This window comes from Komagataeibacter rhaeticus, assembly GCF_011611525.1.
Classification (GTDB): Bacteria; Pseudomonadota; Alphaproteobacteria; order Acetobacterales; family Acetobacteraceae; genus Komagataeibacter; species Komagataeibacter rhaeticus.
The window spans coordinates 789,368-815,053 of the sequence record NZ_CP050139.1 but is presented as its reverse complement, the minus strand read 5'-3'; the positions used below and the strand labels follow the sequence as shown (position 1 = coordinate 815,053).

At 65.5% G+C, this 25,686-nt stretch carries 18 protein-coding genes; 7 read left to right on the top strand and 11 right to left on the bottom strand.

What is annotated here, in order from left to right; genetic code table 11:
- The first annotated feature begins 72 nt into the window (after positions 1 to 72).
- On the top strand, positions 73 to 2,970 hold the full coding sequence (locus GWK63_RS03795; protein WP_039999363.1) for a [protein-PII] uridylyltransferase: 2,898 nt from the start codon (positions 73 to 75) through the stop codon (positions 2,968 to 2,970).
- A gap of 151 nt (positions 2,971 to 3,121) precedes the next feature.
- Here the strand turns inward: GWK63_RS03795 and GWK63_RS03790 are convergent, their stop codons facing one another.
- A complete protein-coding gene (locus GWK63_RS03790) occupies positions 3,122 to 5,077 on the bottom strand; it encodes a tetratricopeptide repeat protein (RefSeq protein ID WP_007399220.1) in 1,956 nt (651 codons plus the stop codon).
- Between the two features lie 95 nt (positions 5,078 to 5,172).
- On the opposite strand from GWK63_RS03790, the gene GWK63_RS03785 reads away from it, so the two are divergent.
- The 6 genes from GWK63_RS03785 to GWK63_RS03760 all read left to right on the top strand — a co-directional run bounded on the left by GWK63_RS03785 (position 5,173) and on the right by GWK63_RS03760 (position 13,380).
- The gene (locus GWK63_RS03785) at positions 5,173 to 6,693 is read left to right on the top strand and encodes a carboxypeptidase M32 (RefSeq protein ID WP_007399219.1); all 1,521 of its coding nucleotides are present in this window, start codon (positions 5,173 to 5,175) and stop codon (positions 6,691 to 6,693) included.
- A gap of 242 nt (positions 6,694 to 6,935) precedes the next feature.
- A complete protein-coding gene (locus GWK63_RS03780) occupies positions 6,936 to 8,087 on the top strand; it encodes an L-dopachrome tautomerase-related protein (RefSeq protein ID WP_039999361.1) in 1,152 nt (383 codons plus the stop codon).
- Between the two features lie 77 nt (positions 8,088 to 8,164).
- Positions 8,165 to 9,571, top strand: coding sequence for a threonine synthase (gene thrC, locus GWK63_RS03775; RefSeq protein WP_007399216.1), 1,407 nt, complete (start codon positions 8,165 to 8,167; stop codon positions 9,569 to 9,571).
- A gap of 77 nt (positions 9,572 to 9,648) precedes the next feature.
- On the top strand, positions 9,649 to 10,914 hold the full coding sequence (locus GWK63_RS03770; RefSeq protein WP_007399215.1) for a M16 family metallopeptidase: 1,266 nt from the start codon (positions 9,649 to 9,651) through the stop codon (positions 10,912 to 10,914).
- Positions 10,911 to 12,251 carry a TldD/PmbA family protein gene (locus GWK63_RS03765; protein ID WP_007399214.1) on the top strand — a complete coding sequence of 447 codons (1,341 nt, stop codon included), beginning with the start codon at positions 10,911 to 10,913 and terminating at the stop codon, positions 12,249 to 12,251. Before GWK63_RS03770 ends, GWK63_RS03765 begins: the two co-directional genes overlap by 4 nt.
- A 154-nt stretch (positions 12,252 to 12,405) precedes the next feature.
- Positions 12,406 to 13,380, top strand: coding sequence for a Tim44 domain-containing protein (locus GWK63_RS03760; RefSeq protein WP_007399213.1), 975 nt, complete (start codon positions 12,406 to 12,408; stop codon positions 13,378 to 13,380).
- A gap of 369 nt (positions 13,381 to 13,749) precedes the next feature.
- Here GWK63_RS03760 and GWK63_RS03755 read toward each other — a convergent pair whose 3' ends face one another.
- The 10 genes from GWK63_RS03755 to GWK63_RS03710 all read right to left on the bottom strand — a co-directional run bounded on the left by GWK63_RS03755 (position 13,750) and on the right by GWK63_RS03710 (position 25,500).
- Positions 13,750 to 13,899, bottom strand: a complete 150-nt coding sequence (locus tag GWK63_RS03755) for a hypothetical protein (protein ID WP_007399212.1) — start codon at positions 13,897 to 13,899, stop codon at positions 13,750 to 13,752.
- A gap of 35 nt (positions 13,900 to 13,934) precedes the next feature.
- On the bottom strand, positions 13,935 to 14,894 hold the full coding sequence (locus GWK63_RS03750; protein ID WP_007399211.1) for a heme o synthase: 960 nt from the start codon (positions 14,892 to 14,894) through the stop codon (positions 13,935 to 13,937).
- A 2-nt stretch (positions 14,895 to 14,896) separates the two neighbouring features.
- Entirely contained in the window at positions 14,897 to 16,186 is a 1,290-nt protein-coding gene (locus GWK63_RS03745) for a cbb3-type cytochrome c oxidase subunit I (RefSeq protein ID WP_039999358.1), read from the bottom strand.
- Between the two features lie 253 nt (positions 16,187 to 16,439).
- A complete protein-coding gene (locus GWK63_RS03740) occupies positions 16,440 to 17,153 on the bottom strand; it encodes a class I SAM-dependent methyltransferase (protein ID WP_007399209.1) in 714 nt (237 codons plus the stop codon).
- 224 nt (positions 17,154 to 17,377) lie between these two features.
- Positions 17,378 to 18,388, bottom strand: a complete 1,011-nt coding sequence (gshB, locus tag GWK63_RS03735) for a glutathione synthase (protein WP_007399207.1) — start codon at positions 18,386 to 18,388, stop codon at positions 17,378 to 17,380.
- A gap of 111 nt (positions 18,389 to 18,499) precedes the next feature.
- Positions 18,500 to 19,036 (bottom strand): transcription elongation factor GreB, encoded by a 537-nt coding sequence (greB, locus tag GWK63_RS03730; protein ID WP_007399206.1) that lies wholly within the window; start codon positions 19,034 to 19,036, stop codon positions 18,500 to 18,502.
- A complete protein-coding gene (locus GWK63_RS03725) occupies positions 19,030 to 19,923 on the bottom strand; it encodes an aldose 1-epimerase (RefSeq protein ID WP_039999435.1) in 894 nt (297 codons plus the stop codon). The genes greB and GWK63_RS03725 overlap by 7 nt, the downstream gene beginning before the upstream one ends.
- Before the next feature lie 43 nt (positions 19,924 to 19,966).
- The gene (gene uvrB, locus GWK63_RS03720) at positions 19,967 to 22,210 is read right to left on the bottom strand and encodes an excinuclease ABC subunit UvrB (protein WP_007399204.1); all 2,244 of its coding nucleotides are present in this window, start codon (positions 22,208 to 22,210) and stop codon (positions 19,967 to 19,969) included.
- 70 nt (positions 22,211 to 22,280) lie between these two features.
- Positions 22,281 to 23,675 carry an ABC1 kinase family protein gene (locus tag GWK63_RS03715; RefSeq protein ID WP_034929253.1) on the bottom strand — a complete coding sequence of 465 codons (1,395 nt, stop codon included), beginning with the start codon at positions 23,673 to 23,675 and terminating at the stop codon, positions 22,281 to 22,283.
- Positions 23,656 to 25,500, bottom strand: a complete 1,845-nt coding sequence (locus tag GWK63_RS03710; RefSeq protein ID WP_007399202.1) for a M3 family oligoendopeptidase — start codon at positions 25,498 to 25,500, stop codon at positions 23,656 to 23,658. The genes GWK63_RS03715 and GWK63_RS03710 overlap by 20 nt, the downstream gene beginning before the upstream one ends.
- Between the last annotated feature and the right edge of the window lie 186 nt (positions 25,501 to 25,686).

Sequence of the window (25,686 nt, the reverse complement as noted above, 5' to 3'; positions counted from 1 at the left end):
TGGACCTGACCCCACCAAGGGCTGCACACTCCCTGCTCCCGTCGCCACATATCAGGACGCCACCTGGCCACAATGTCCAACGCAGCCCCCTCCTCCGCCACCTCTGTCGATGCGATGACAGACGCCCTTCACGCAGCCCTGCTTCCCCCCGGAAGCGGTGAGGGCGGGCCTGTCCCGCCGCGTGAGGAAGCCATCGGCCTGGTCCGCCGCCACCTGTCGCGCTACCAGGCCCATGTGCGCGAGGCGTTCGAGCACCACCGTCTGGGCGGGGCGGAAGCCGGCAAGCTGCTGGCCGCCTATACGGACGGGATGATCCGCGTGCTGGCCGCCTTCGCCATGCGCCAGACGGGCATCGACTCGCAACCCGAGGCCCCTTTCGCCATCGCGGCCACGGGTGGGTACGGGCGCGGGCTGCTGGCCCCTTTCAGCGATATCGACCTGCTGTTCCTTACCCCCGACGGGGAAGTGGAAAACGTGCGGGCCTGCGTGGAATACATCCTGTATTTCCTGTGGGACCTGGGGCTGAAGGTCGGCCACGCGACGCGCACCATCAATGAATGCATTGCCGAGGCGGAGGCCGATACCACGGTCCGCACCACGCTGCTCGATGCCCGCATCCTGACGGGCAGCGAGTCGCTGTTCGAGATGTTCCAGGCCCGCTACATCGTGGCCTGCGTGCGCGCGGGCGCCGACCGCTTCATAAGCGACAAGCGCAAGGAACGTTTCGCCCGCCACCAGCGATTCGGGGACAGCCCGTACCTGGTCGAACCCAATGTAAAGGAAGGCCGTGGCGGCCTGCGTGACTTGCAGACGCTGTACTGGATGTGCCGCTACACCTTCGGCACCCGCCATGTATCGGACCTGCTGGCCCCCGGCTTCAGCGAACTCGGGCTGCTGACCGAACCCGAGGCCAAGCGCGCGCGCCGGGCGTGGGACTTCCTGTGGCGGGTGCGCTTCCACCTGCATTACGTATCGGGCCGGGCGGAGGAACGCCTGACATTCGACGTGCAGCCCGTGGTGGGTGGCCGCATGGGCTATACGCGCCATGGGCGGCAGGTGGGGGTGGAACGCTTCATGCGCCACTACTTCCTGACCGTGCGCGAGGTCATGCGCCTGACCCTGGTGCTGGAGCCCGCCGTACTGCGCCAGGCGCTGGGACCGGTTGCCAATGCACCCGAAGCCGACAGCCAGATGCGCGACGCGGGCTTTACCGTGCTGGATGGCCGCATCCTGCCCCAGCGCGGCACGTCGTTCGAGGACGAACCCATCCAGATGATGCGCCTGCTGGACTGGGCCAAGAAGCGCAAGCTGCCCATCCACCCCATGGCCATGCACCAGCTGATCCGCTGGGAACGCAAGGCCGCCAGCCTGCGCGGCGACCCCGAGACCGCGCGCATCTTCCTTGACCTCATGTGTGGCGACCCGCCCGAGCGCGCCGCCCGCACCCCCCGCACGGGCGAGACGGCGGAAGCACCCGATGCCTCCCCCAGTTTCCACCTGATGGATGAGGGGCGGCGCAAGGGCAATGCCTACTGGCTGCACATCCTCAACGAGACCGGGCTCATGGGCCGCCTGCTGCCCGACTGGTCGCGCGTTGTGGGGCAGATGCAGTTCGACACCTACCATGTGTTCACGGTGGATGAGCACATCATCGACGCGCTGCGCATCCTGGGCCGGGTGGAACATGGCCAGATGGCCGACGAGATCCCCGTTGCCTACGATCTTGCGCGCAACCTGCATTCCCGCCGGGCGCTGTATGTGGCGGTCATGCTGCATGACATTGCCAAGGGCCGGGGGGGTGACCATTCCGAGATCGGATCGCAGATCGCGCTGTATGTCTGCCCCGAACTGGGCATGGACAGCGAGGAGACGGAAACCGTGTCGTGGCTGGTGCTGCATCACCTGCTGCTCAGCCATACCGCCTTCCAGCGCGATATTGACGACCCCAAGACCATCCTTGACCTGGCCGACATCATCCAGTCGCCCGAGCGGCTGCGCCTGCTGCTGCTGCTGACAATCGTGGACATGCGCGCGGTGGGGCCCCGCGTATGGAATGCGTGGAAGGCGACGCTACTCAACGAGCTGTACATGCGCGTGGCCGAAGTGCTGGAAGGCAGCCTTGCCACCACCGAGCGCGACGTGCGCGTAGAGCGCGCCAAGACCGCCACCGCCCAGTGGCTGATGGAAGACGGGATGGATGAAGCCACTGTCCAGCATTTCATGGGGCTGGGCTATGGCAGTTACTGGCTGTCCTTCGACCATGACACCCATGCCCGCCACGCCCTGCTGATTGCCGAGTCCGAGCGGCTGCATTCCCCCCTTACGGTCGAGACCCAGCCCCTGCCCGCGCGCGGGGTGACGGAAGTCACGATCTATGCCGCCGACCATCCGGGCCTGTTTTCCAAGATCGCGGGGGCGGTGGCCATTGCCGGGGCCTCGATCGTGGATGCGCGCATCCATACCATGACCAACGGCATGGCGCTGGATACGCTGTGGATTCAGGATGCGGGCGGGGCCGCCTTCGAGGAACCGCAGCAGCTTGGCCGCCTGTCGCTGCTGATCGAACAGGCGCTGACGGGCCATATCGACATCAACCGCGAGATTGCCCAGTGCGGCCGCAGGCTGAGCGGGCGGCGCATGCGCGCGATCCATGTGCCGCCGCGCGTGGTGATTGACAACCGTGCCTCCAATACCTGCACGGTGGTGGAAATAAACGGGCGTGACCGCCCCGGCCTGCTGCATGACATCACGGCCGCACTGAGCGAGCAGAAACTGCAGATCGCCTCGGCCCATATCACCACCTATGGCGTACGGGCGGTAGACGTCTTTTATGTCAAGGACCTGTTCGGCCTCAAGATTACGGACAGGGAACGCCTCGACCGCATACGCACCACCCTGCTGGCCGGGTTGCAGGAAGCGGAAGCGGCGGCGCAGCGCCGCTCCTCCGAACTGGAGAGCATCACGATCTGAAGCCCGGAAAGCGTGTGAAAAGCCGGCCCTGACATCCTTCAAACCATCAAGACGTTCTTGGTGAAGCTTTTTTCAAAAGGCTTCAGAAGATGTCACGTGCCTGAACAGAGACGACACCCGGAAGCCTTCATTTTTCATGAGCAGCCCGATTTCAGGACGGGCTGCAAGCAAAACGCAGCGCCGCACACAGCCGCGCCACCACAGCCCCCCATGCCCGCGCGGGTGGGGCAAGCCGTGCCTGCCGGAACTGCCGTAGCGTGGGGTACCACTGGCTGGCTGGTGCATGGGCCGGTGATGGCACCCGGCCCGGCACACCGGCCCGCCCCGCTACCGCGCAACCGGGCGCCTGCACATCAAATGCCGCCGACCAGCGCCAGTCCCCGCCAAATCGGCTAAGCAGCCAGACCGGACACCCCATGGCCCCCGCCAGGTGGGCGACAAGCGTATCCACGCTGATCACCAGATCCAGTGATGCAATAAGCCGCGCGGTATCCAGCAGGTCCGCATCCGGTGGCAGTTCATGCCGCATAAAAGGCAGGGACCCCGCCTGCGCATCCGCCGGGCGCAGCGATATGAACGTCACCCCCGCCACATCCCCCAACGGGGCCATGTCCGCCACACTGGCCGAACGCCGTGCATCAAACCGGTAGGCTGCATTCCCCGCATGGCACAGGCCAATGCGCAGGGGGCCGGCACGCCCTTCTTCAGGGGGCTGCCAGCGCCCTTCACCCAGATAAGGGGCAAAGGCGGGCACGGCATGCATACGCAATAGGAACGGCAGGCTGAACAGGTCGCATTGCGCGGCAATGTCCAATCCATCATATTCATCATGAGTGATAATTTCAATTCCATGATCACCCGCCTGATCCAGCGTGGCCGCCAGCCTGCCCATGACGGCGGGCACACGCAGCACGACCGGCACCCTGCATGCCGCAAGCGGCACGTAGCGCAGGAAGTGCACCCCATCCCCCAGCCCCTGCCCCATATGCATCAGCAGCCTGCGCCCTGCGGGCAATGCCCGCCCGTCCCACTGCGGCAGGCAGGTCGTGGCCGGATGCGGCGGCATGAACGCCAGCCGGGATTCCCAGAGCGCCCATCCCCGCGCCAGATCGCCCCGCGCCAGCAGGCCGACACCCAGATTGAAGCGGGTACGGGCCAGGGTATCGCCATCAGGGCCAGGTTCGCGCCCCAGCATGGCTTCATATCGGGCGCAGGCCGCGCGTACCGCGCCACCTTCAAACAGGCCGGTCGCGTGGTTAAGGGCAATCCGCGCGTCATCGGGGGCAAGGCGCAGGGCCGCGCACAGGGCCGCATCGGCCCCCGCCATGTCACCCAGCGCCATAAGGGCAAGGCCGAGGTTATTGCAGCTTTCCGCCTCCGGCATCCGGGCAACCGCGCGACGGAGCAGGCCGGCCGCGTCACCCATCCGCCCGCGCGCGAAGACAAGTGCACCCAGAAGCGCGCAGGCGCGGGCATCCGCCGGGTGGTGGGCCACAATCATGCGCAGCACGGTCTCGGCCCCGGCCCTGTCATCATGGGCCAGCAGCATCTCGGCCAGTTCATGGGCCATGACGGCATCCCGCGGCGCAAGGTTCATGACATGGCGCATCTGGGCAATCGCCGCCGCCCGCCGCCCGCGCCGCCACAGAAAACCGGCATGCAGCCTGCGTACAGGCACGTTGCCGCAACCCGCCAGCCGGGCCGCCTGTGCGAACGCCCGGGCTGCTTCCTGCACCGCGCCGGTGGCTTCCATTATCTCGGCACAGGCCAGATACGTGGGCACATGACCGGGCTGGCGCTGGCAGGCCAGCCGGATTGCGGCACATGCGGCCTGCGGATGCCCCTGCGCCAGCAGGGCACGGGCCAGCACTTCATGAAACGGACCCCGTGGGGCAACCTGCAACGCCCTGCCCGCAAGGCCGATGGCAAGATCCGCCCGCCCCGCCGCCAGCGCCACGCAGGCCAGCCCGTGCAGGGCATCGGGGTTGTCAGGCTGCATGGCCCTTATTGCGGCAAACTGGCTGCGCGCCGCCGTGACGTTCCCCGCATGCAGGGCGGCATGGCCCTGCGCCAGCAGGTTCTGGCGGTCATATCCGGCATTCATCATCGCGTGGGTTCCCTTGCATGGCGTGGCTGGCTCCCGCACACTCGCCCTGTCGTTCATACGCGACGGAACGTTAAGAATTTCAGTCAGGACCCCGCATGAACATCCAGTCCGGCACCGCCAGCCAGCAGGCTTACGAGACATTGCGACAGCGCTTTGCCCGCATGGGCCACATCCGCAACGCGCTGGGCATTCTGGGCTGGGACAAGGACACCATGATGCCCACCGGCGCCAGCCACAGCCGGGCCGAAAGCATTGCGACCCTTGCCGTGCTCTCGCACGAACTCATGACCGCACCCGACATGGCCGCCCTGCTGGACCGGGCGGATGCGCCGGATGATGCCATGGCACGCGCCAACCTGCGTGAAATGCGCCGCCAGCATGCCCATGCCGCAGCCGTGCCGTCCGATCTGGTGGAAGCTGCCTCCCGCGCGGCCTCGCACTGCGAGATGGCCTGGCGCACCGCCCGCCGGGACAGCGACTTTGCCGCCCTGCTGCCGGCGTTGCAGACCGTGCTGTCCCGCACGCGCGAAATCGCGGCCGCCAAGGCCGATGCCCTTGGCCTTTCCCCCTATGATGCCCTGCTGGACCAGTATGATCCGGGCACGCGGCAGGCTGACATCGACCCGGTCTTTGCCGAACTGTCCAGCGAACTGCCCGACCTGATCGCAACCGCGCTGGACCACCAGAAAGGCCAGCCCGCCCCCCTGCCCCTGCCCGGCCCGTTTGAAGTTCCCGCGCAGGAGAAGCTGGGGCGCGACACCATGCGCGCCCTTGGCTTTGACATGGCGCGCGGGCGGCTGGATGTCAGCCTGCATCCCTTCTGCGGCGGAGCGGAGGATGATGTGCGCATCACCACCCGTTATGAGCGCGATGACTGTCTCAACGCGCTGATGGGCGTGGTGCATGAAACCGGGCATGCGCTGTACGAACAGGGCCTGCCCGGAGCCTGGCGCGCCCAGCCGGTGGGCGAGGCACGCGGCATGAGCCTGCATGAAAGCCAGTCCCTGCTCATGGAAATGCAGATCTGCCGCTCAAGGCCCTTCATGGACTGGATGGCGCCACGCCTGCGCGCGGCCTTTGGCGGCAGCGCGACCGATGCGGCCTGGACGCCCGAAAACCTGCATCGCCTTGTAACCCGCGTGCGCCCCGGCTTCATCCGCGTGGATGCGGATGAAGTGACCTATCCCGCCCATATCCTTGTGCGCTACGAGATGGAAACCGCGCTGATCGCGGGAAAGATGAAGCTGGCCGACCTGCCAGAAGCCTTCAACACCCGTATCCACGACCTGCTGGGGCTGAAAGTGCCCGAGGACCGGCTGGGCTGCCTGCAGGACATTCACTGGCCTTCGGGTTCATGGGGGTATTTCCCCACCTATACGCTGGGCGCGATCCTTGCGGCCCAGTTGCGTGAGGCGGCGGAACGAGACACCCCCTCCATCATGCCCGCCATCGGCAATGGTGATTTCGCCCCCCTGCTGGACTGGCTGCGTCCACGCGTCCATGCGCGCGGCAGTGGTGCCTCCACGGTGGAGATCGTGCGCGACGCCACGGGGGCGGTGCCCAATACAGGGCCGTACCTGCGTCATTTGCGGCAACGGTACTGCGCGGAAGCGTAAAAGACTGCCTGAGCACACTATACATGATGAAAAATTGAAATTTCAGGGTGCCGCCTTTTCCAGTAAAGGCGGCATTCCCCGAAGCCTTTTGCAAAAAGCGTCACCAAAGCCCCCTTCATGACCGGCAGCATGCGGCACAGGCGTCCAGGCATGCCCCGTAACGGGCCACCGGCTGGCGGCAGGGCGGGCATGCCGCATCATCCTCTTGCCATTCGTCCCGGTTCGTGACGAGATATCGCGCGATGTACGCGAAATCCCTTCCCGCCCTCCGCCGCCTGCGCCATGTGGGCCTGCTCCTTGCCTGTAGCGCCAGCCTGCCGGGCATGCTGCCTGCCGCCCATGCCGCCAAACCGGCCCCCCCGCTCAACCCGCCCGCAGCGCTGGAGGACGTCGCCTCGTCCTCCACCAGCGCATGGGACCGCGTGGCCGTGCTGCCCGACGGGCGGCTTCTGGTCGAACTGCCGCGCTGGGCGGGCAATAATGGCCCGGCCCTTGCGGTGCTGGACGCCGGCGGCAACCCGCAGCCCTACCCCGATGCCACATGGAACGACCCCGCCGCCCCGCCCTCCTCGCGGTTCGTGGCGCCCTCTGACATACAGCTCCAGCCCGATGGCACGCTGTGGGTGCTGGATAGCGGCCAGCCCGACCCGGCTGGCAGGCCGCTGGAAGGCGGCCCCAAGATCGTGAAGCTTGATACGCACGGCCAGCGTGTGTTGCAGACATGGCCACTCAACCCCGACATGCTGCGCCCGGGCAGCTACGCCGCCACCATGCGGGTGGCGCGCGGCCATGCCTTTGTGGGCGATGCCGGGGTTCCGGCCATGATCGTGGTAAAGCTGGACACCAACACCCAGCGCCGCCTGATGGAACACACCCCGGCGCTGACCGCCCACCAGCCCATTACGGTGGACGGCAAGGTGGCCACCAACCCGGCGGGCCATACCGCCATTGTCAACATAAGCCAGATGGACATCAGTGCCGATGGACAGTGGCTGTATTTTGAACCCCTCTGCGGCCCGGTCTACAAGCTGGATACCGATCTCCTGGTTGACCCCAAGGTCACGCCCATCGAACTGGAGGAAGGCCCGACCCTGTGGTACAAGACACCCCCGCTGGGCGGTATTACCGCAGGCCCTGATGGCACGCTGTATTTCAATGACGTGTCCACCGGCAGCATCTTCCGGCTGATGCCCGACCGCGTTTACCAGAAAATCGTGACCGACCCGCGCCTGCACTGGCCCGGCGGTTCCTTTGCCACGAAGGACGGGCAGCTTTACGTGCCTGCCGCCCAGCTTGACCGCACGGCCCCGCTCAATGGCGGCGTGAACGCCATACAGTGGCCGGTGCATATCTACCGCATCAATACAGGCAGCCTGCCACCGCCCAAATTCTGACACGCCACGCGGGGAATTGCGCATGCCGGCGCATGCGCCCCCTTCGCGCGCGCGGCGGTTGGGATTATGATGGTGCAATGCGCTATATTTCTACCCGGGGGAATGCCCCCGTCCGCGATTTTTCGTCCGTTCTGCTGGCGGGGCTGGCAGAGGACGGTGGCCTGTACCTGCCGGAAAGCTGGCCTGAATTCCCGGTCACCGAGTGGCGTGCCCTGCGCGACCTGCCCTACCCGGAACTTGCCGCCCGCATCATCGCCCCCTTTGCCGAAGGGTCGATCACGCATGACGTGCTGCTGGGGCTGTGCCGCGACGCCTACAGCCGATTCGACCACCCCGCCATCGTACCGCTGACACAGGTGGAGGACGGGCTGTTCGTGCAGGAACTATTCCACGGCCCCACGCTGGCCTTCAAGGACATGGCCATGCAGCTGCTGGGCCGCCTGTTCGACCATGTGCTGACCGAACGCAACGAGAAGGTGACCATCGTGGGCGCCACTTCGGGCGATACGGGATCGGCCGCGATCGAGGCCTGTCGGGGGCGCGAGCGCCTGCAGGTCGTGATCCTGCACCCCGAGGGCCGCACATCGGAAGTCCAGCGCAGGCAGATGACCACGGTACTGGAACCCAACGTGACCAACCTGGCCGTGCAGGGCACGTTCGATGACTGCCAGGACCTGGTCAAGGCGATGTTCGCCGACCTGCCCTTCCGCACCGACATGCACCTCTCCGCGGTCAATTCCATCAACTGGGCGCGCATCGCAGCGCAGGTGCCCTATTACGTCTATGCCGCCCTTGCGCTGGGCGCGCCGGACCGGGAAGTGTCGTTTGCCGTGCCCACCGGCAATTTCGGCAACGTGCTGGCCGCATGGGTCGCCCGCCGCATGGGCCTGCCCATCCGCGCGCTGTGCGTGGGCTCCAACCGCAACGACATCCTCTCGCGCTTCCTTAACGAGAATGACATGAGCATCCACGGCGTGGTGCCCAGCCTGTCGCCCTCGATGGATATCCAGGTCTCCTCCAATTTCGAGCGCCTGCTGTTCGAACTGCTGGACCGCAACGCCACCGAATGCGCGCGCATCATGACCGACTTCCGCAAGACCGGGGTCATGAAGGTCTCCACCCCCGTATGGGACAGGGCCAATGCGCTGTTCCATGGCCTGTCGCTTGATGATGCGGCAACGGAGGCGGAAATCCGCACGCTCAACACCCGCAGCCATTATCTGGCCGACCCGCACACGGCCATCGGCATCGCGGCGGGGCGCACCTTCCGTGAGGCCGGGATTCCCATGGTGGCCATGGCCACCGCGCATCCCGCCAAATTCCCCGATGCCATGGCGCAGGCAACCGGCATCCGCCCCGCCCTGCCCGCCGCGCTGGCCGACCTGTATGACCGGCCCGAGCGCTACAGCGTGGTGCCTGCCGATCTGGGCGTGATCGAGGACCGGGTGCGCGCCGCCGTTCTGGCCAATACGCCCACCGGCTGACCGCCCCTTTCCCATTTTTCAAGCAAACAAGGGGCGGCAGGGATGCAGTTGCGCATCCTGCCGCCCGCAGGACCAGCATGACCGACCTGATCAATGTGACCCGACTGGACTCCGGCCTGACCATCGTGACCGAACGGATGGACAGGGTGGAGACCGTCTCCCTCGGGGCGTATGTCGCCGCGGGCACCTGCAATGAAACCACGCCCGAAAACGGGGTCTCCCATTTTCTGGAGCATATGGCCTTCAAGGGCACCAGCACCCGCACCGCCGCAGGCATCGCGGAGGAAATCGAGAATGTGGGTGGCCACATCAACGCCTACACCGCGCGCGAGCACACGGCCTATTACGTCAAGCTGCTCAAGGAAAACCTTGATCTGGGCGCGGACATCATTGGCGATATCCTGACCCACAGCAGCCTGGCACCCGATGAGCTAGAGCGCGAGCGCGGCGTGATCCTGCAGGAAATCGGACAGGCCAACGACACGCCGGATGACATCGTGTTCGACCATTTCCAGGAAACCGCCTTCCCCGATCAGGCGATGGGCCGCCCCACGCTGGGTACCGAAGCCGGTATCCAGGGCATGTCGCGCGCGACGCTGGTCAACTACATGGGCACCCATTACACGGCTGGCAACACCATTATCGCGGCGGCGGGCAACCTTGAGCATGCCCGCGTGGTGGATCTGGTGCAACGCCATTTCGCCGACCTGCCCACCGGCACCGTGCCGCCGCAGCCCGCCGTCAACTACGTGGGCGGGGCGTTCACGCGCGAACGCGACCTGGACCAGGCGCATATCGTGCTGGGCTTTCCCTCCATGCCCTATGGCGACATGGATTATTACCCTGCCCTGCTGCTTTCCACCCTGCTGGGCGGTGGCATGTCCTCACGCCTGTTTCAGGAAATCCGTGAAAAACGCGGGCTGGTCTATTCGGTCTATTCCTTCAACGCGCCCTTCCGTCAGGGCGGGCTGTTCGGCATCTATGCCGGCACGGGCGAGGCACAGGTGGCCGACCTGGTGCCCGTAACACTGGAGGAACTGCGCAAGGTGCGCCATACGGTCAACGCGGCCGAACTGGCGCGGGCGCGGGCACAGCTCAAGTCCTCGCTGCTCATGTCGCTGGAAAGCACGGGCAGCCGGTGCGAGCAGCTTGCCCGCCAGCTCCAGATCTTCGATCGCCTGATCCCGACAGCCGAGACCGTGCGGCGCATCGACGCCGTCACCATCGCGGACGTGCAGCGCGTCGCCACCCGCATCTTCAGCGGCCGGCCGACGCTGGCCTCGCTGGGGCCGGTCAGCAACGTCCCCTCGCTTGACAGCATTGCAGGAGCGCTGGCGGCATGAGTTCCGAACCGCTTGACCTGATCAGCACCCTGATCGCCCGTGCCCGCGCCGCCGGTGCCGATGCGGCGGACGCCATATACGTCAGCCGCACCGCCCATGGCGCGCAGGTGCGTAACGGCCGCACCGAGGACCTTGAACGCTCCGAGACATGCGACCTGGGGCTGCGGGTCTTCGTGGGCCAGCGCGCGGCCATTGTCTCGGCCACCGCCCTTGATCCCACGCGGTTCGACACGCTGGCCGAACGCGCCGTGGCCATGGCCCGCGTCGTGCCCGAGGACCGTTTTGCCGGGCTGTGCGACGCGGCGGAAAAGGGCTTTGCCGATGCCACCGGGCTGGACCTGTTCGACCCGGCAGCCCCCGGCACCGCCGATCTGGTCGACCGTGCCCGCGCGGCCGAGGACGCGGCGCTGTCGGTCGCGGGCATTTCCAACAGCAATGGCGCGTCCGCCAGCTTTGGCCTGTCGGACATCATCCTGATGACCTCGGCCGGCTTTTCCGGCCGTTATGCCCGCACCAGCCATTCCGTCTCGGCCAGCGCGGTTGCGGGCAGCGGCACGAAGATGGTGCGTGATTACGACTACCATTCCGCCGTCCACCTGTCCGATCTGGAAGACGCGGCCCTGATCGGCCGGAATGCGGGGGAACGCACGGTCGCCCGCCTCAACCCGGTACGCCCGCGCACCGGCCGGCTACCCATCGTGCTGGACCCGCGTATCTCCACCAGCATGCTGGGCCATCTGTCGGGCGCGATCAACGGCATCGCCATCGCGCGCGGTACCTCTTTCCTCAAGGACAGGATGGGGGAGCGGATCATGCCCGCGGACGTCACCATCATCGATGACCCGCGCCGCGTGCGTGGTCCCGGTGCCCGTCCGTTTGATGGCGAAGGCATGCTGACCGCCACCCGCACGCTGGTCGAGGATGGCGTGCTGAAAACATGGGCGCTGGACTCCCGTTCCGCCCGGCAGCTCGGGCTTGCGCCCACAGGCTGCGCCAGCCGGGGCACGTCAGGGCCGCCCGCGCCATCGCTGGGCAACATGCACATGCGGCCCGGCCGCCTGACGCCCGCCGAGCTGATGGCGGACATTGCAGAGGGCATCTACGTGACCGAACTGATGGGGTCCGCCATCAACGGCATTACCGGTGACTACAGCCGTGGCGCGGCGGGCTTCATGATCCGGGACGGCATACTGGCCGAGCCGGTGGCGGAACTGACGGTGGCGGGCAATCTCAATGACATGTTCGCCCGTCTGGTCCCGGCCAGTGACCTGAGCTTCCGCATGGCCACCAATGCCCCCACCATCCGCATTGATGACATGATGATTGCCGGGGCCTGATCGTTACCCTTTCCGTGATTTCATGTTTCTGCAAGCCCGTTGCCCCTGTTTTCGGGGCACGGGCCTGCTTATATCTGTAACAGGCGGCCCGATCCCACGCAGGCCGCACGGATAAAGATGGTTCCGACACAGGATTGCAGATACCCTGACCCAGATGAAAAAAGATCCTTCGCGCCTGATGCCGCGTAAAAGCATCGTCCTCGCCGCCAGCGCGGCCCTGACCATGCTGCCACTGCTGGCCCATCCGCATGATGCCGATGCCCGTGCAGGCGGCGGCATGTCCATGGGTAGCCGTGGTTCACGCACCTACAGCGCGCCGGCTCCCTCCCAGACCGCACCGATGGGGGCCATGCCCTTCCAGCGCACCATGACGCCACGCCAGCCCGATGCGGGCTATGGCGCACGGGCACCCTTTGGGGCCGGCGCGGCCAGCATGGCCATGGCCCGCCCCCGCCATCCGTTCATGAGCGGGTTCATGGGGGGGCTGATCGGTGCCGGGCTGTTTGGCATGGTGTTTGGCCATGGCATGTTCGGCTCGGGCATGGGGGGCAGTGGCTTCCTGGGCCTGCTGATCCAGCTGGCACTCGTATTCTTCATCGTGCGGTGGGCCATCCGCCGTTTCAGCGGCAGGGCAGCGGGGAACACCGTCAGCAGCCCGTTTTCGCCCGGTGCCGCCCCGGTTGGCGGGGGGAGCGCGCGTGGTGGCGGACAGCCCGTGGGGGTGGCCATTACGGCGGCGGATTACCAGGCCTTCCAGCAGGCGCTGATCAATATCCAGACCGCATGGAGCCAGCAGAACGTGGCCGCCATGCAGCATATGGCCACGCCGGAAATGGTATCCTACTTTAACAACCAGCTAAGCGAGCTGGCCAGCCGTGGCGCGCGCAACGTGGTGTCCGACATACGTTTCGAACGCGGCGATCTGGTGGAAAGCTGGCGTGAGAATGGCATGGATTACGCAACCGTGGCCATGCAGTATTCCATGATCGACATCACCACGGACATGACCGGCCGCGTAATTGACGGGGACCCGGCCAACCGCACCACCGTGGCCGAACTGTGGACTTTCGTCCGCGCGGCGGGTACGGGCACCTGGCTGCTTTCCGCCATCCAGCAGACGCGCCACTGACCGGCGGCGCCTGCCCCCGGACCGGAACAGGCCCGCATCACCCGATGCGGGCCTTTTTCATGACCGGGCCACAGGCGCGGCCCGGCTGGCACCCATACCCATAATCCCGCGGCTGGCCAGGAAGCGCCCGGCAGGTCGGCTGGCCCATGAAAACAGGACCGGCATGCATCAATCTGCGGAATGGCAAAGCCGGGCAGCATGATCAGAAACCGGGCACCGTCGCGCCTGCGGACCGTTCCGGAAACCTGCCCATAAAAAACGCCGTCTTTTTTAAAAAGACAGCGTTCTTTCGAAGCCTTTGCAAAAAGCTTCACCAAAAACTTCATTAATTTTAAAGCGTCATCATGAACTGACTTATCAAACGGTCTTTTACAGATGCGCCAGACTCAGCGCATACAGGATGACCGCCAGCGCCGAAAGCGCAAGGGCCACGCCCCGGATGCGCCCCGCATGGCGGCGCATCGCCTCCCGTGCTTCCATCTGTGGCGTAATCTGGCCCGGTGTTGGCACCTGATCCATCAGCCCGAACTCCCTATGGGTAAGAAATGGTCCCGTCAGTGGACGATAAAGGCATGATCGGCCAGCAGGCCACAGAACAGGAAAAACAGATAGGCCAGCGAATAACGGAACGACCGCCGCGCCGCCCCATCCCCTGTCAGGCTGACCCCGTTGGCATCCTGCCTGTCGCGCAGTACCTGAATGGCGCAGTAGATGAACCCCGCCCCCAGCACACTGGCGACACCCGTATAAAGCCAGCCCGCCAGGTGCAGAAAGGACGGTACAAGCGAGACGGCAGTCAGGATAATGGTGTACCACAGGATCTGCCAGCGGGTATGGCGCGCCCCCCTGACCACCGGCAGCATGGGGATGCCCGCCCGCCCGTAATCCTTGCACGCATAAAGCGAGAGGGACCAGAAATGCGGTGGCGTCCACAGGAAGATGATGCCGAACATCACCACCGGCATCACCGCCATGGAACCCGTGGCCGCAGCCCACCCGATCATGGGCGGGAAGGCGCCTGCGGCCCCACCGATCACGATGTTCTGCGGCGTGGAGCGTTTGAGCCACATCGTATAGATCACGGCATAGAAGAAGATGGAAAAGGCAAGGATGCCCGCCGCCAGCGCATTCGTTGCAAGCCACATCAGGATAACGGAGGCAACCGACAGGCCGATACCGTAACCCAGTGCGGCCTCCGGCCTGATCCGCCCGTCGGGGATGGGACGGGTCACGGTGCGCTTCATCACCGCATCGATATCACGGTCGTACCACATGTTGATGGCACCCGCCGCCCCCGACGCCATGCAGATGCACAGGATGCTGACCGCCGCCACCAGCGGGTTGAGCGGCCCCGGCGCCATGGCCAGTCCCGCCGCCCCCGTGAACACGACAAGCGAGATGACACGCGGCTTGAGCAGTGCCAGCCAGTCGCGCGCATCGGTACCGACACGGCTGGCATCATAGGTCAGGCCCGCGCCCTCAGGCGCACCGGGCAGTGTGGCGGAACCGCTCATGCTCATGCATCCCCACGGGCGGGCATGTGCGCCTGCCATTCCGGCGTACGGGCGCCGGGGCCCCAGTAATTATCCGGCAGGGCTTCGGCCGGCCGCAGCCCCGCCCGCACCACGATACCGGCAAACACCAGCACCGACAGGCCCATAAGCACCGCCCCCAGCACGCCAGCCATGCCATGGAACGCCAGCAGCGACAGCACCGTGCCACCAGCCGTCAGGCCAAAATGCACGCGGCTGGCACCAGCAGGGGCAACATGCCCCACCATCTTGCCAATCCAGTAATAGAAGCCGGCAAACAGCGCGAAGACCGCGGCATAGAGCGTGGCCGCATGCACATCCGCCATGCCACCGGGCAGCAGCGACATGACCGACCCCGCAAGCAGGAGCGCCACGAAACCCGCCGCCCATTCCATCGGAACCGACGCCCGGACCCGCCCCATGCGCACCGTCCGCCCCCAGGCCACCAGAACGGCCAGTACCGGCAGCACGATCAGGCCAAGCTGCACCATGGCGGCTGGGGCCTGCATGTGCTCCAGCCCGCCATGCAGCAGGTCATGAACCCACACCGATGCACCGCCGACGGACATGACAGTCAGTGCCCCCAGCACCACGCGGGGCATCTGCAGCGGGACATTGGAAAATGTCTCGACAACCTGTGACACGATCCCGATGGAAGGCAGCAGCAGCAGGGCGATCTCGGGGCCGGCAAAGACATGCAGCAGCGTGTCGATCCGCGCGCCCATATCGCCCCCCGCCAGCATGATGCGCGTCAGCCCGCCCGCCAGCACCGGCATGACCATGACAGCCATCATCGCCGTAAGGCCCTGTGCCCATACGAACATGGGCAGGTCACGCAGGCGCTGGCCCATCGGTCCCATGTTCAGGATCGTGGCCACCATGTTGATGGCCTGCAGCAGCATGCCCAGACACCAGGCAATCAGGGCCAGTACCGAAACCTGTGGCGCCACGGCGGGCGACAGGCCCGCCAGCACCGCGACAAAACCCGCCGCCACAAGTACCCAGCCCGCAAGCGCCATGCGCGGGAAGGCCAGCGCGCGGGCCCGCAGCAGGAGCGGCACGAACCAGTTGCCGAACCCGCCACACAACGCCGGCAGCGCACAGAAGAACACCATCATCATGCCATGACGGCGGGCGATACGGTCCGCCGCCCCCGCCGCATCACCGCCCGCCCATGCGTCCAGCAGCCCCTGTGGCAGCAGGCCGGCCTGCAGGCCCACGGCAAGCAGGCCACCCGCCAGGCCCGCCACGATCGCCATGACGAGGTACAGCATGCCGACCGTCCTGTAGCTACAGGACGTGGCTGCCCCCCGCGCGGCATCTGCCCCGAACTGTGTGCCTGTGGGCATACGATGTACTCCCTGCTGCCATGCACCGCATCCCGGCATGGCCAATCGTTACCATGATTTCATCATATACCCCGACCGGTACGCAAAAACGACCCTGCAGGCCGCTCCGGCAGTCGCGCAGATGTCATTTCAGCCCTGCCACAGGGGCAGGGCTCCCGGTCCGGGGCAATCGTCGCGCTCAGGCCACCATGGGGCTGGCGGAGGTACCGGCTTCCCGCTCCAGCGTGACAAGCGTGAACAGGCCCGCCGGCGGCACCGGCTGGAGCGTCGCGCGGCGCAGGTCGGCTGGCGGCAGCAGGGATTCAATGGCAAAATCCGGATGCCAGCCCAGCGAATGCGAAGCCCGCGCCATGCCGCGCTCCACCGCCAGCCGCACGCCGCCCTGCGCCAGGAAGTGGTTGACGAACAGGATATGCCCACCCGGCCTGACCACACGCTTGAGTTCGGCCAGAAGGGCGCGCGGATGCGGCACGACGGAGGCCACGAACATCGCCACCGCGATGTCAAAGGCACCGTCCTCGAACTGGGTGGCCTCGGCATCCATTTCCAGCAGCCTGTCCACATTGGCCAGCTTCAGGCGGCGTACGCGCTGGCGCGCGCGGTCCAGCATGTCCCCCGACAGGTCGATGCCGGTAATATGCTTGTCGGCATGGTAATAGGGCAGCGCCAGCCCGGTGCCCACACCCACTTCCAGCACCCTGCGGCCCGGGAGCGCGTTCACCGCTTCCACCGCGCGCCTGCGCCCGAAGGCCGAAACACTGCCGAACAGCGCATCGTACACACCAGCCCAGCGGCGGTAGGCGGCCTTGACCGCAGCCGCGTCCATGGCGGATTTGGGAGAGGGAATTTCCACCACCTTCTCGGCGGTCTCATCATGCAGGACGTCGCTCATCAGGCCGCTCCCATGCCCTGGTCATGGAAGATGGCACACCCGGCCCGCTTTCGTGCTGCATCCGCCATGATCAAATCCGTCCCGTTCTGCTGCATTGCAATTCCACCTGACATGCCCGCGCGCCAACCGGCCCGCACAACCGCCTGTAATCCATACCTGATGCCATGCCACATGGCATGGCCATCACGACCACCGTGCCTGCCATGAACACCATCGCCCATGCCCTAGGCGCCCACGGTCCCAGCCGCCAGACGGGCCTCGATCGCGTCCCATATCAGGCCTGCCGTATTGATCCCGTCAAAACGGTCGATTTCCTGCAGGCCGGTGGGCGAGGTGACATTGATCTCGGTCAACCATTCACCGATCACATCAATTCCCACAAAAATAAGCCCCGCATCACGCAGCATGGGGCCGATGGTGTCACAGATCTCGCGGTCACGCGCGGTCAGTTCCGCGCGGACGGGCCTGCCACCCACATGCATGTTGGAGCGTGTCTCCCCTTCCGCCGGGATGCGGTCGATCGCGCCGACGGGCCGGCCATCGACCAGGATGATCCGCTTGTCCCCCCTGCGCACGGCGGGTTCGTAGCGCTGGATCATCAGCGGTTCGCGCGAGCGGGCGAAATGCATTTCCAGCAGGGCGTTGAGGTTGGGGTCATCCTCGCGGATGCGGAATACGCCCGCCCCCCCGTTGCCGAACAGGGGCTTGACGATGATGTCCCGCCACTTCGCCCGGAATTCCAGTATTGCCTTCACATCCCATGTCACCAGTGTTGGCGGCATCAGGTCGGGATAGTGCGTGACCAGTATCTTTTCGGGCGCGTTGCGCACGGCGGCGGGATTGTTGACCACCAGCGCCCGGTCCGGCCCCACGCCATGGATATGTTCCAGGATATGGGTGGCGGTGATGTAGGCCATGTCGAATGGCGGGTCCTGGCGCATCAGCACCACGTCCATGCCGGCCAGGTCAATCACCTGCTCGGCCCCGGCCGTGGCGTGATCCCCCGCCTTGCGCCGCACCGTGACCGGACGGGCGCGGGCCGTCACGCGGTCGGTACGCTGCCGGCCATGGGGGACCGTGCGGCCCTCGCTCAGGCTCAGTGCCTCGACCTGGTAGACGAACAGTTCATACCCCCGGGCCTGTGCCTCCAGCATCATGGCAAAGGTTGAATCGCCATTGATGTCGATACCACCAAGCGGGTCCATCTGGACGGCAACCTTCAGGGGGCGTGACATGTAAGTGTTTTCTCCACACGGGACGGAACCGGCTCCAGCCGACAGTCACGGACTGAAACTGTCCGCGACAAATGTCATAATATGCCTTGGGCCGCACTGCCAGCCCCCTTGTTACGGCGCGGGCGGATAGGAAATGGCCAGAACCTCTATCATCTCCTCGCCACGCGGGGTGGCAAGCCGGACCTCGTCGCCCACGGCCGCGCGCATCAGCGCACGCGCCACGGGCGAGACAAGGCTGATCTGCCCCGCCGCCATGTCGGCCTCGTCCACGCCAAGGATGGTAACCGTCCGTTCCTCGTCGCGTTCCGTAACATAGGTCACGGTCGCGCCAAAAAACACCCGCCCGCGCTGGGGCTGGGCCGCCGGATCGACAACAACGGCGTTATCTATACGCTTGGTCAGGAAGCGGATGCGGCGGTCGATCTCGCGCAGGCGCCGCTTGCCGTACTGGTAATCCCCGTTTTCGGAACGATCGCCATTGCCTGCCGCCCAGGAAACGATCTCGACAATCTTCGGCCGTTCATCGCGCAGCAGGGCATTCAGCTCGGCGCGCATCACGGCGATTCCCGCCGGTGTGACATAACATGACAGGCTGGTGGAACCGGGCCTGCCATCCTTCGGGCCGGACGGCGCGCGGCCGTTCAGCATCGGGCCACCGTCATGCGGATATGGCCTTCCATCTTCTGGCCGGGGGCCAGTACGCGCATGCCGGCATCGGCTATACCGGGACGGTTGAGGCCATCATTCATGTTACTGACCGGCTCCAGCCCGATATAGGGATGCGCGGGGGGTGTGAACAGGACCAGATGGCGCAGTTCGGGGCTGGCTTCCACCGTCAGCGCATAGCCCCTGCGGGGCCAGCGCAGGAAGGCACTGCCGGACCACCCGCCATAGCAGTTGTCAATGGCGGCCTGCCCCACATCGCGCATATGGGCGAACGACCATGGCCCTTCCGCCGGAATGCGCAGGGCAGGCATGTGGTCCGGCCCGTTCGTCCAGACACTGCTGGCGGCAAAACCCAGTTTCAGCCCGTCATGACGGGGAAAATAGGGATGGAACCCCATGCCCACGGGCTGGTCGCGGGTATCGGTGTTCTCCAGCAGGAGACCGATGGAAAGACCCGCTTCCCGCAGGTCATAGCGCAGTTGCGCGCGATAGCTGAACGGCCACTGGGGCGCGAGTTCGCGCGTGGCCGTGTGCTCCAGCGTCAGGGTGGCGCTGCTGTCCGACAGCATGTCGATTCGCCACCGCCGCTGCCACCCGTTGCCGTGGATGGCGCAGTTCTCGCCGGCAAAACTGGGGGCAAGGTGGTAGTCCACCCCCTCAAAACGGAAATGGTCGCCTGCCACACGATTGGAAAACGGCACAAGCGGGTAACCCGCCACCGCCCGGCCATGCTGGGCCACAAGGTGGGGGTCGGTTACGGGGCGCAGGAATTCCATATCCCCGCTCCGCCAGTATGCGATGCTCCCCCCCACGTCGGGCAGCAGCCCCAGGGCCGCCTCCCCCGCGCACAGTTCCAGCGTGGAGGAGATGCCACGCTCATGCTGGCCCGCACAGGGTGCGGGTGTCGCCCTGTCATCCACGCCGCCTGCCCCTGCCCTTTGCCTGTTGCGGATCATACCCGCCGCCCCCCGGCCCCAGCGGCACCGGGCCACGGTTGCGCCGTGCGATCGCCTTGGGGCTGGTACCCGGCCTGCCCGCGCTGGACTGCGGCAGCGGCGGTGGCTCAATACCCAGTTCCAGGGCTTCCAGCCTGCGGATCTCGTCACGCAGGTGGGCCGCGGTCTCGAATTCCAGTTCCGCCGAGGCCGCGCGCATCTTCTTTTCCAGTTCGGCAATGGCGGCCTTGTAATCCTTGCCCACCATTTCCTGCACGCTGCCATCGGCCGTGGGGGACACGGTCACGTAATCCTGCTCGAAGACCGAGGAGATGGCCTCCCCGATATGCTTGCGCACGGACTGGGGTGTTATGCCGTGCTCCTCGTTCCACAGGTTCTGCTTTTCACGTCGGCGCGCGGTTTCCTCGATGGCATAGGCAAGGCTGTCGGTCATCCTGTCGGCATAGAGCAGCACGCGCCCGTCCACGTTACGCGCGGCACGGCCTATGGTCTGGATGAGTGAGGTGCGCGAACGCAGGAAGCCTTCCTTGTCGGCATCAAGAATGGCCACCAGCGAGCATTCGGGAATATCCAGCCCCTCCCGCAGCAGGTTGATGCCGATCAGCACGTCAAACGCGCCCAGCCGCAGGTCACGGATGATCTCGATACGCTCCAGCGTGTCCACATCCGAATGCAGGTAACGCACGCGGATGCCTGCCTCGTTCATGTATTCCGTCAGGTCTTCCGCCATGCGCTTGGTCAGGGTGGTGACCAGCACGCGCCCGCCATCGGCAATGGTCTGGCGGCATTCGGCCAGCAGGTCGTCCACCTGGTGCTCAACGGGGCGGACGATGGTGACCGGGTCGATCAGGCCGGTGGGGCGGATCACCTGTTCGGCAAACACGCCTTCCGTCCGGCGCATTTCCCACGGGCCGGGGGTGGCGCTGACGAACACGGTCTGCGGGCGGTACGAATCCCATTCGGCAAAGGTGAGCGGGCGGTTGTCCAGGCATGATGGCAGGCGGAAGCCGAATTCCGCCAGCACCGACTTGCGGGCGTGGTCGCCGCGCTCCATGCCGCCAATCTGGGGCACGGTCACATGGCTTTCATCCACGATCAGCAGCGCGTCCTCGGGCAGGTATTCAAACAGGGTGGGCGGTGGCTCGCCCGGCGCGCGGCCCGACAGGTAGCGCGAATAGTTCTCGATCCCCTTGCACACGCCTGTCGTCTCGATCATTTCAAGGTCGAAGGTCGTGCGCTGCTGCAGGCGCTCGGCCTCCAGCAGCTTGCCTTCTTCATTGAAGCGGGCCAGCGTCTCGCGCAGTTCCTGCTTTATGCCCGTCATCGCCTGCGTCAGCGTGGGGCGTGGGGTGACGTAATGGCTGTTGGCATAGATGCTGATGGATTCGAGATCGCCGGTCTTCTCGCCCGTCAGCGGGTCGAATTCGCTGATCTCGTCGATCTCGTCGCCGAACAGGCTGATGCGCCAGGCCCGGTCCTCGTTCTGGACGGGAAAGACATCGATCGTCTCGCCCCGCACGCGGAAGGTGCCGCGCTGGAATGCGGCATCGTTACGACGGTACTGCAGTTCGACCAGCCCCCTGATCAGCTTGTCGCGGTCGATCTCGCCGCCAACTTCCAGCTTGACCACCATGCGCGAATAGGTCTCGACCGAGCCGATACCGTAAATGCACGAGACCGAGGCCACGATGATCACATCGTTACGCTCCAGCAGCGCCTGGGTGGCGGCGTGGCGCATGCGGTCGATCTGCTCGTTTATCTGGCTGTCTTTTTCGATATACGTATCCGACCGGGGCACATAGGCTTCGGGCTGGTAGTAATCGTAGTAACTGACAAAATACTCCACCGCGTTATCGGGGAAGAACTGCTTCATCTCCGCATAAAGCTGGGCGGCAAGTGTCTTGTTGGGGGCCAGCACCAGGGTCGGCTTCTGCGTCGCCTCGATGATCTTGGCCATGGTGAAGGTCTTGCCCGACCCGGTCACACCCAGAAGTACCTGGTCCCGCTCGCCCCCCTCCACGCCGCTGACCAGTTCGGCAATGGCCGTGGGCTGGTCGCCCGCGGGTTCGTAAGGGGAATGGACCCGGAACCTGTTGACCTTGGGCTTTGCCGCCTGCCGCTCCGGCTGGAACAGGACAGGCATGTCCGCCGGGTCGATGTCGGTCGTTTTCTTTTTCCTGCTACGCGATGCTGTTGCCATGACTAGACACAGTGGGGATGCCGCCGCCGCGACGCAAGGGCCACATGGCGGGATCGCACCCCCCTTTCCATCACGCCCGTGCGCCCAGGGGCGGCGGCACGCGGGCTTCGCGCAGGGCATCGGCCTGCCGCCGGGCCAGTGCGGCTTCATTGAAATCCGCCGCCACTTCCTGAAACAGCCGGTGCCAGTTCACTTTTGCCTTCAGCCGCAGGAACACGCTGCCCAGCCCCACGGCGGACCGGTCCACCAGCACGAATTCGCGCGGCGGCTGCACCCCCCCGGTACGCTTCAGGCCGTTATAGACCCGCTCGGCCACGGCCCGGCCGTATTGCGGGTCGTTATCTTCCTGAATGAAGCGTTCACGGTCGTCCAGCAGCGGGCCATAGATGAAGCGCGCCCATTCATTGAGTACGCGCATCGTGTCACGCGACAGGTTGGTAAAGCCCCATGCCGCATAGGCATGCATGGCCAGATCCTCGTCATCCGTCTCGATCGCCCTGTGCAGGTCGATGATGCCCTGGACAAAACGCGGCGGGAAAATGCGGATCGCACCAAAATCAAGCAGGTTGATCCCGAAATCATCGCGCACGGTAAAATTGCCCATGTGCGGGTCCCCATGGATCACGCCGTAACGGTAAAGCGGGGCATACCAGGCGCGGAACAGGGCACGCGCCATGCTGTTGCGCTCTTCCTGCGTGGGGTTGGTGTCCAGCACCTTCTGCACGCCGCGCCCGTTGACCCATTCCATGGTCAGCAGGCGCCGGGTGCACAGGGCATCGATGGGCCGGGGAATGGTCACGTCCGGAAAATCGGCCAGCATCAGGTGGTAGAGCCGCATGTTCGCGGCCTCGCGCTGGTAATCCAGTTCCTCGTACAGCCGGTCCTGAAGTTCTTCCAGCACGTCATCCTGGCAGATCGTGCTGTCCAGCCGGTAGAACAGTCCCACCGCCAGACGGAACTGGCGCAGGTCGGATTCGACCGTTGATTTCATGTCCGGATACTGCAGCTTGCACGCCACCTCCCGCCCGTCGGGCAGGACCGCGCGGTGGACCTGCCCCAGGCTTGCGGCGGCCGAGGCCTCGCGGCTGAAGGAGCGGAAACTGCGCTCCCAGTTCGGTCCCAGTTCGGCGGACATGCGGCGGCGGACGAAATTCCACCCCATGGGCGGCGCATTGGCCTGAAGCTGGGCCAGTTCCTTGGCGTATTCCTCGGGCAGGGCACCGGGAATGGTGGACAGAAGCTGCGCGCCCTTCATCAGCGGGCCTTTCAGCCCGCCCAGCACGCTTTTCAGGTCCTCGGCATGGATGCTCTGGCTGGAGGGGCGGAACCCCATCTTGTGCCCGGCAATACGGGCGGCAATGCCGCCCACCGTGCCCGACGTGCGCACCATGCGGCGGAATTCACCAAACAGGCCGGTATTGTCGATATTCCGTTCATCCGCCACGTCAGACACGCTCCAGTTCATCAATAAATCCGGCGATCACATCCAGCCCCTTCTGCCAGAAACCGGGGTCCGCCGCATCCAGCCCGAAGGGGGCAAGCAGTTCACGGTGCCGCTTCGTGCCGCCTGCCGCCAGCATGTCGAGATACTTGTCCTGAAAACCCGGATGCCCGGAGCGGAACACACCGTATAGCGCGTTTACCAGACAATCACCAAAGGCATAGGCGTACACATAAAATGGTGAATGGATGAAATGCGGGACATAGGTCCAGTACACATCATAATCCGGCGTGAAGTTGAAGGCGGGGCCAAGGCTTTCGGCCTGGGTCTGGCGCCAGATCTCGCCAATGCGCGCGGGCAGCAGTTCGCCCTTGCGGCGTTCCTCATGCACCAGTGTCTCGAAACGGTAGAAGGCGACCTGGCGCACCACGGTGTTGAGCATGTCCTCCACCTTGGCCGCCAGCATGAGCCTGCGGCGTGTGGGATCGGTCTGGGCATCAAGCAGCGCGCGGAAGGTCAGCATCTCGCCAAACACGCTGGCGGTCTCGGCCAGGGTGAGCGGCGTGCTGGACATGAGGTAGCCCTGCCGTCCCGCCAGCACCTGATGCACGCCATGACCCAGTTCATGCGCCAGTGTCATCACATCGCGCGTGCGGCCACGGTAGTTGAGCAGCAGGTAGGGATGGACCGACGGCACCGTAGGATGGGCGAACGCGCCCGACGCCTTGCCCGGTACCGGGGGCGCGTCAATCCATGCATGGTCGAAAAATTCCTTCGCCACCTTTCCCATGCGCGGATCGAAGCCCTCATAGGCACCCAGCACCTGCCCGGTCGCCTCCTTCCACCCGATCAGCGGTTCATCCTGCGTGGTCAGCGGGGCATTGCGGTCCCAGTATTCCAGCTTTTCCAGCCCCAGCCACTTCGCCTTGAGCGCGTAATAGCGGTGCGACAGGCGCGGATAGGCTTCGGTCACGGCCTGCACCAGCGCGTCGACCACCTCGTCCTCGACCATGTTGGCGCAGTTGCGCGCCGATGTGGGGCGCGGGTAATGCCGCAGCCCGTCCATGATCGCCTTGTCCTTGGCCAGCGTGTTGGTAATGAGCGAGAACAGCTTCACGTTCCGGCCCAGTTCATCGCCAATGGCGCGCGCGGCACTGGCGCGCACGCTGCGATCGGGACTGGACATGGTATCCAGCGCGTTGCCCAGTGTCAGGCTCTCGCCGCCCACGCGCACGCGCAGCCCGGCCATCGTCTCGTCAAACAGGCGGTTCCACGCGGCCGGGCCGGTGACCGATTTTTCATGCAGCACCGCCTCCACCTCGTCGGGAAGCTGGTAGGGGCGGAAGACACGCAGGTCACGCAGGAAAGGCGCCCAGTGGGCCAGTGCCGGATCGCTCATCTGGGCGGCCAGCACGTCATCGGGAATCCGGTTGATCTCGAGCGTGAAGAACAGCAGATGGGTGGAAATGGCGGTCAGCCGCTCATTGACCGACTGGGCGAAGCGCGCCACCTCCGAATCCGATGTATTGGCCGCGAACAGCAGCTGGGCATATGACCCGGCCCGGCCCAGCACTTCGTCAATCCGCTGGTATTCGGCAATAGCCTGCGCAAGTTCGCCGCCGGGCACGCTGGCCAGGCGGCCCTGCCACACGCGGGCGAAATCCTGCGAATCCGCATCCGCCTGATCCAGGTCGGTGGCAAGCTGCGGGGCCTGCGGGCCTTCATACAGATCCGACAGGTCCCATCGCGGCAGGCCCGACAGGCCGGGCGCACCGCCAGAGGGCTGGCCCGCTTCCTCCCGCACGGGCGAAAGGGCGGATACGGGAGCGGAAAAATACGCTTTGGACATAGATCGACCACCAACCATCACATCAGGCAGGCCCGGCACCCATGCGCCAGCCCCGCGATTCCCATGTGGTCAAACCTAATGCGTCCCGCAAGCCCGCGCGACCCCACTGGCCAATATTCTGCCCCGCATACGAAAGGAGCCGGGCATTGCCGCCCGGCTCCCCTGCTGGTCATGACTGGAAAAAAG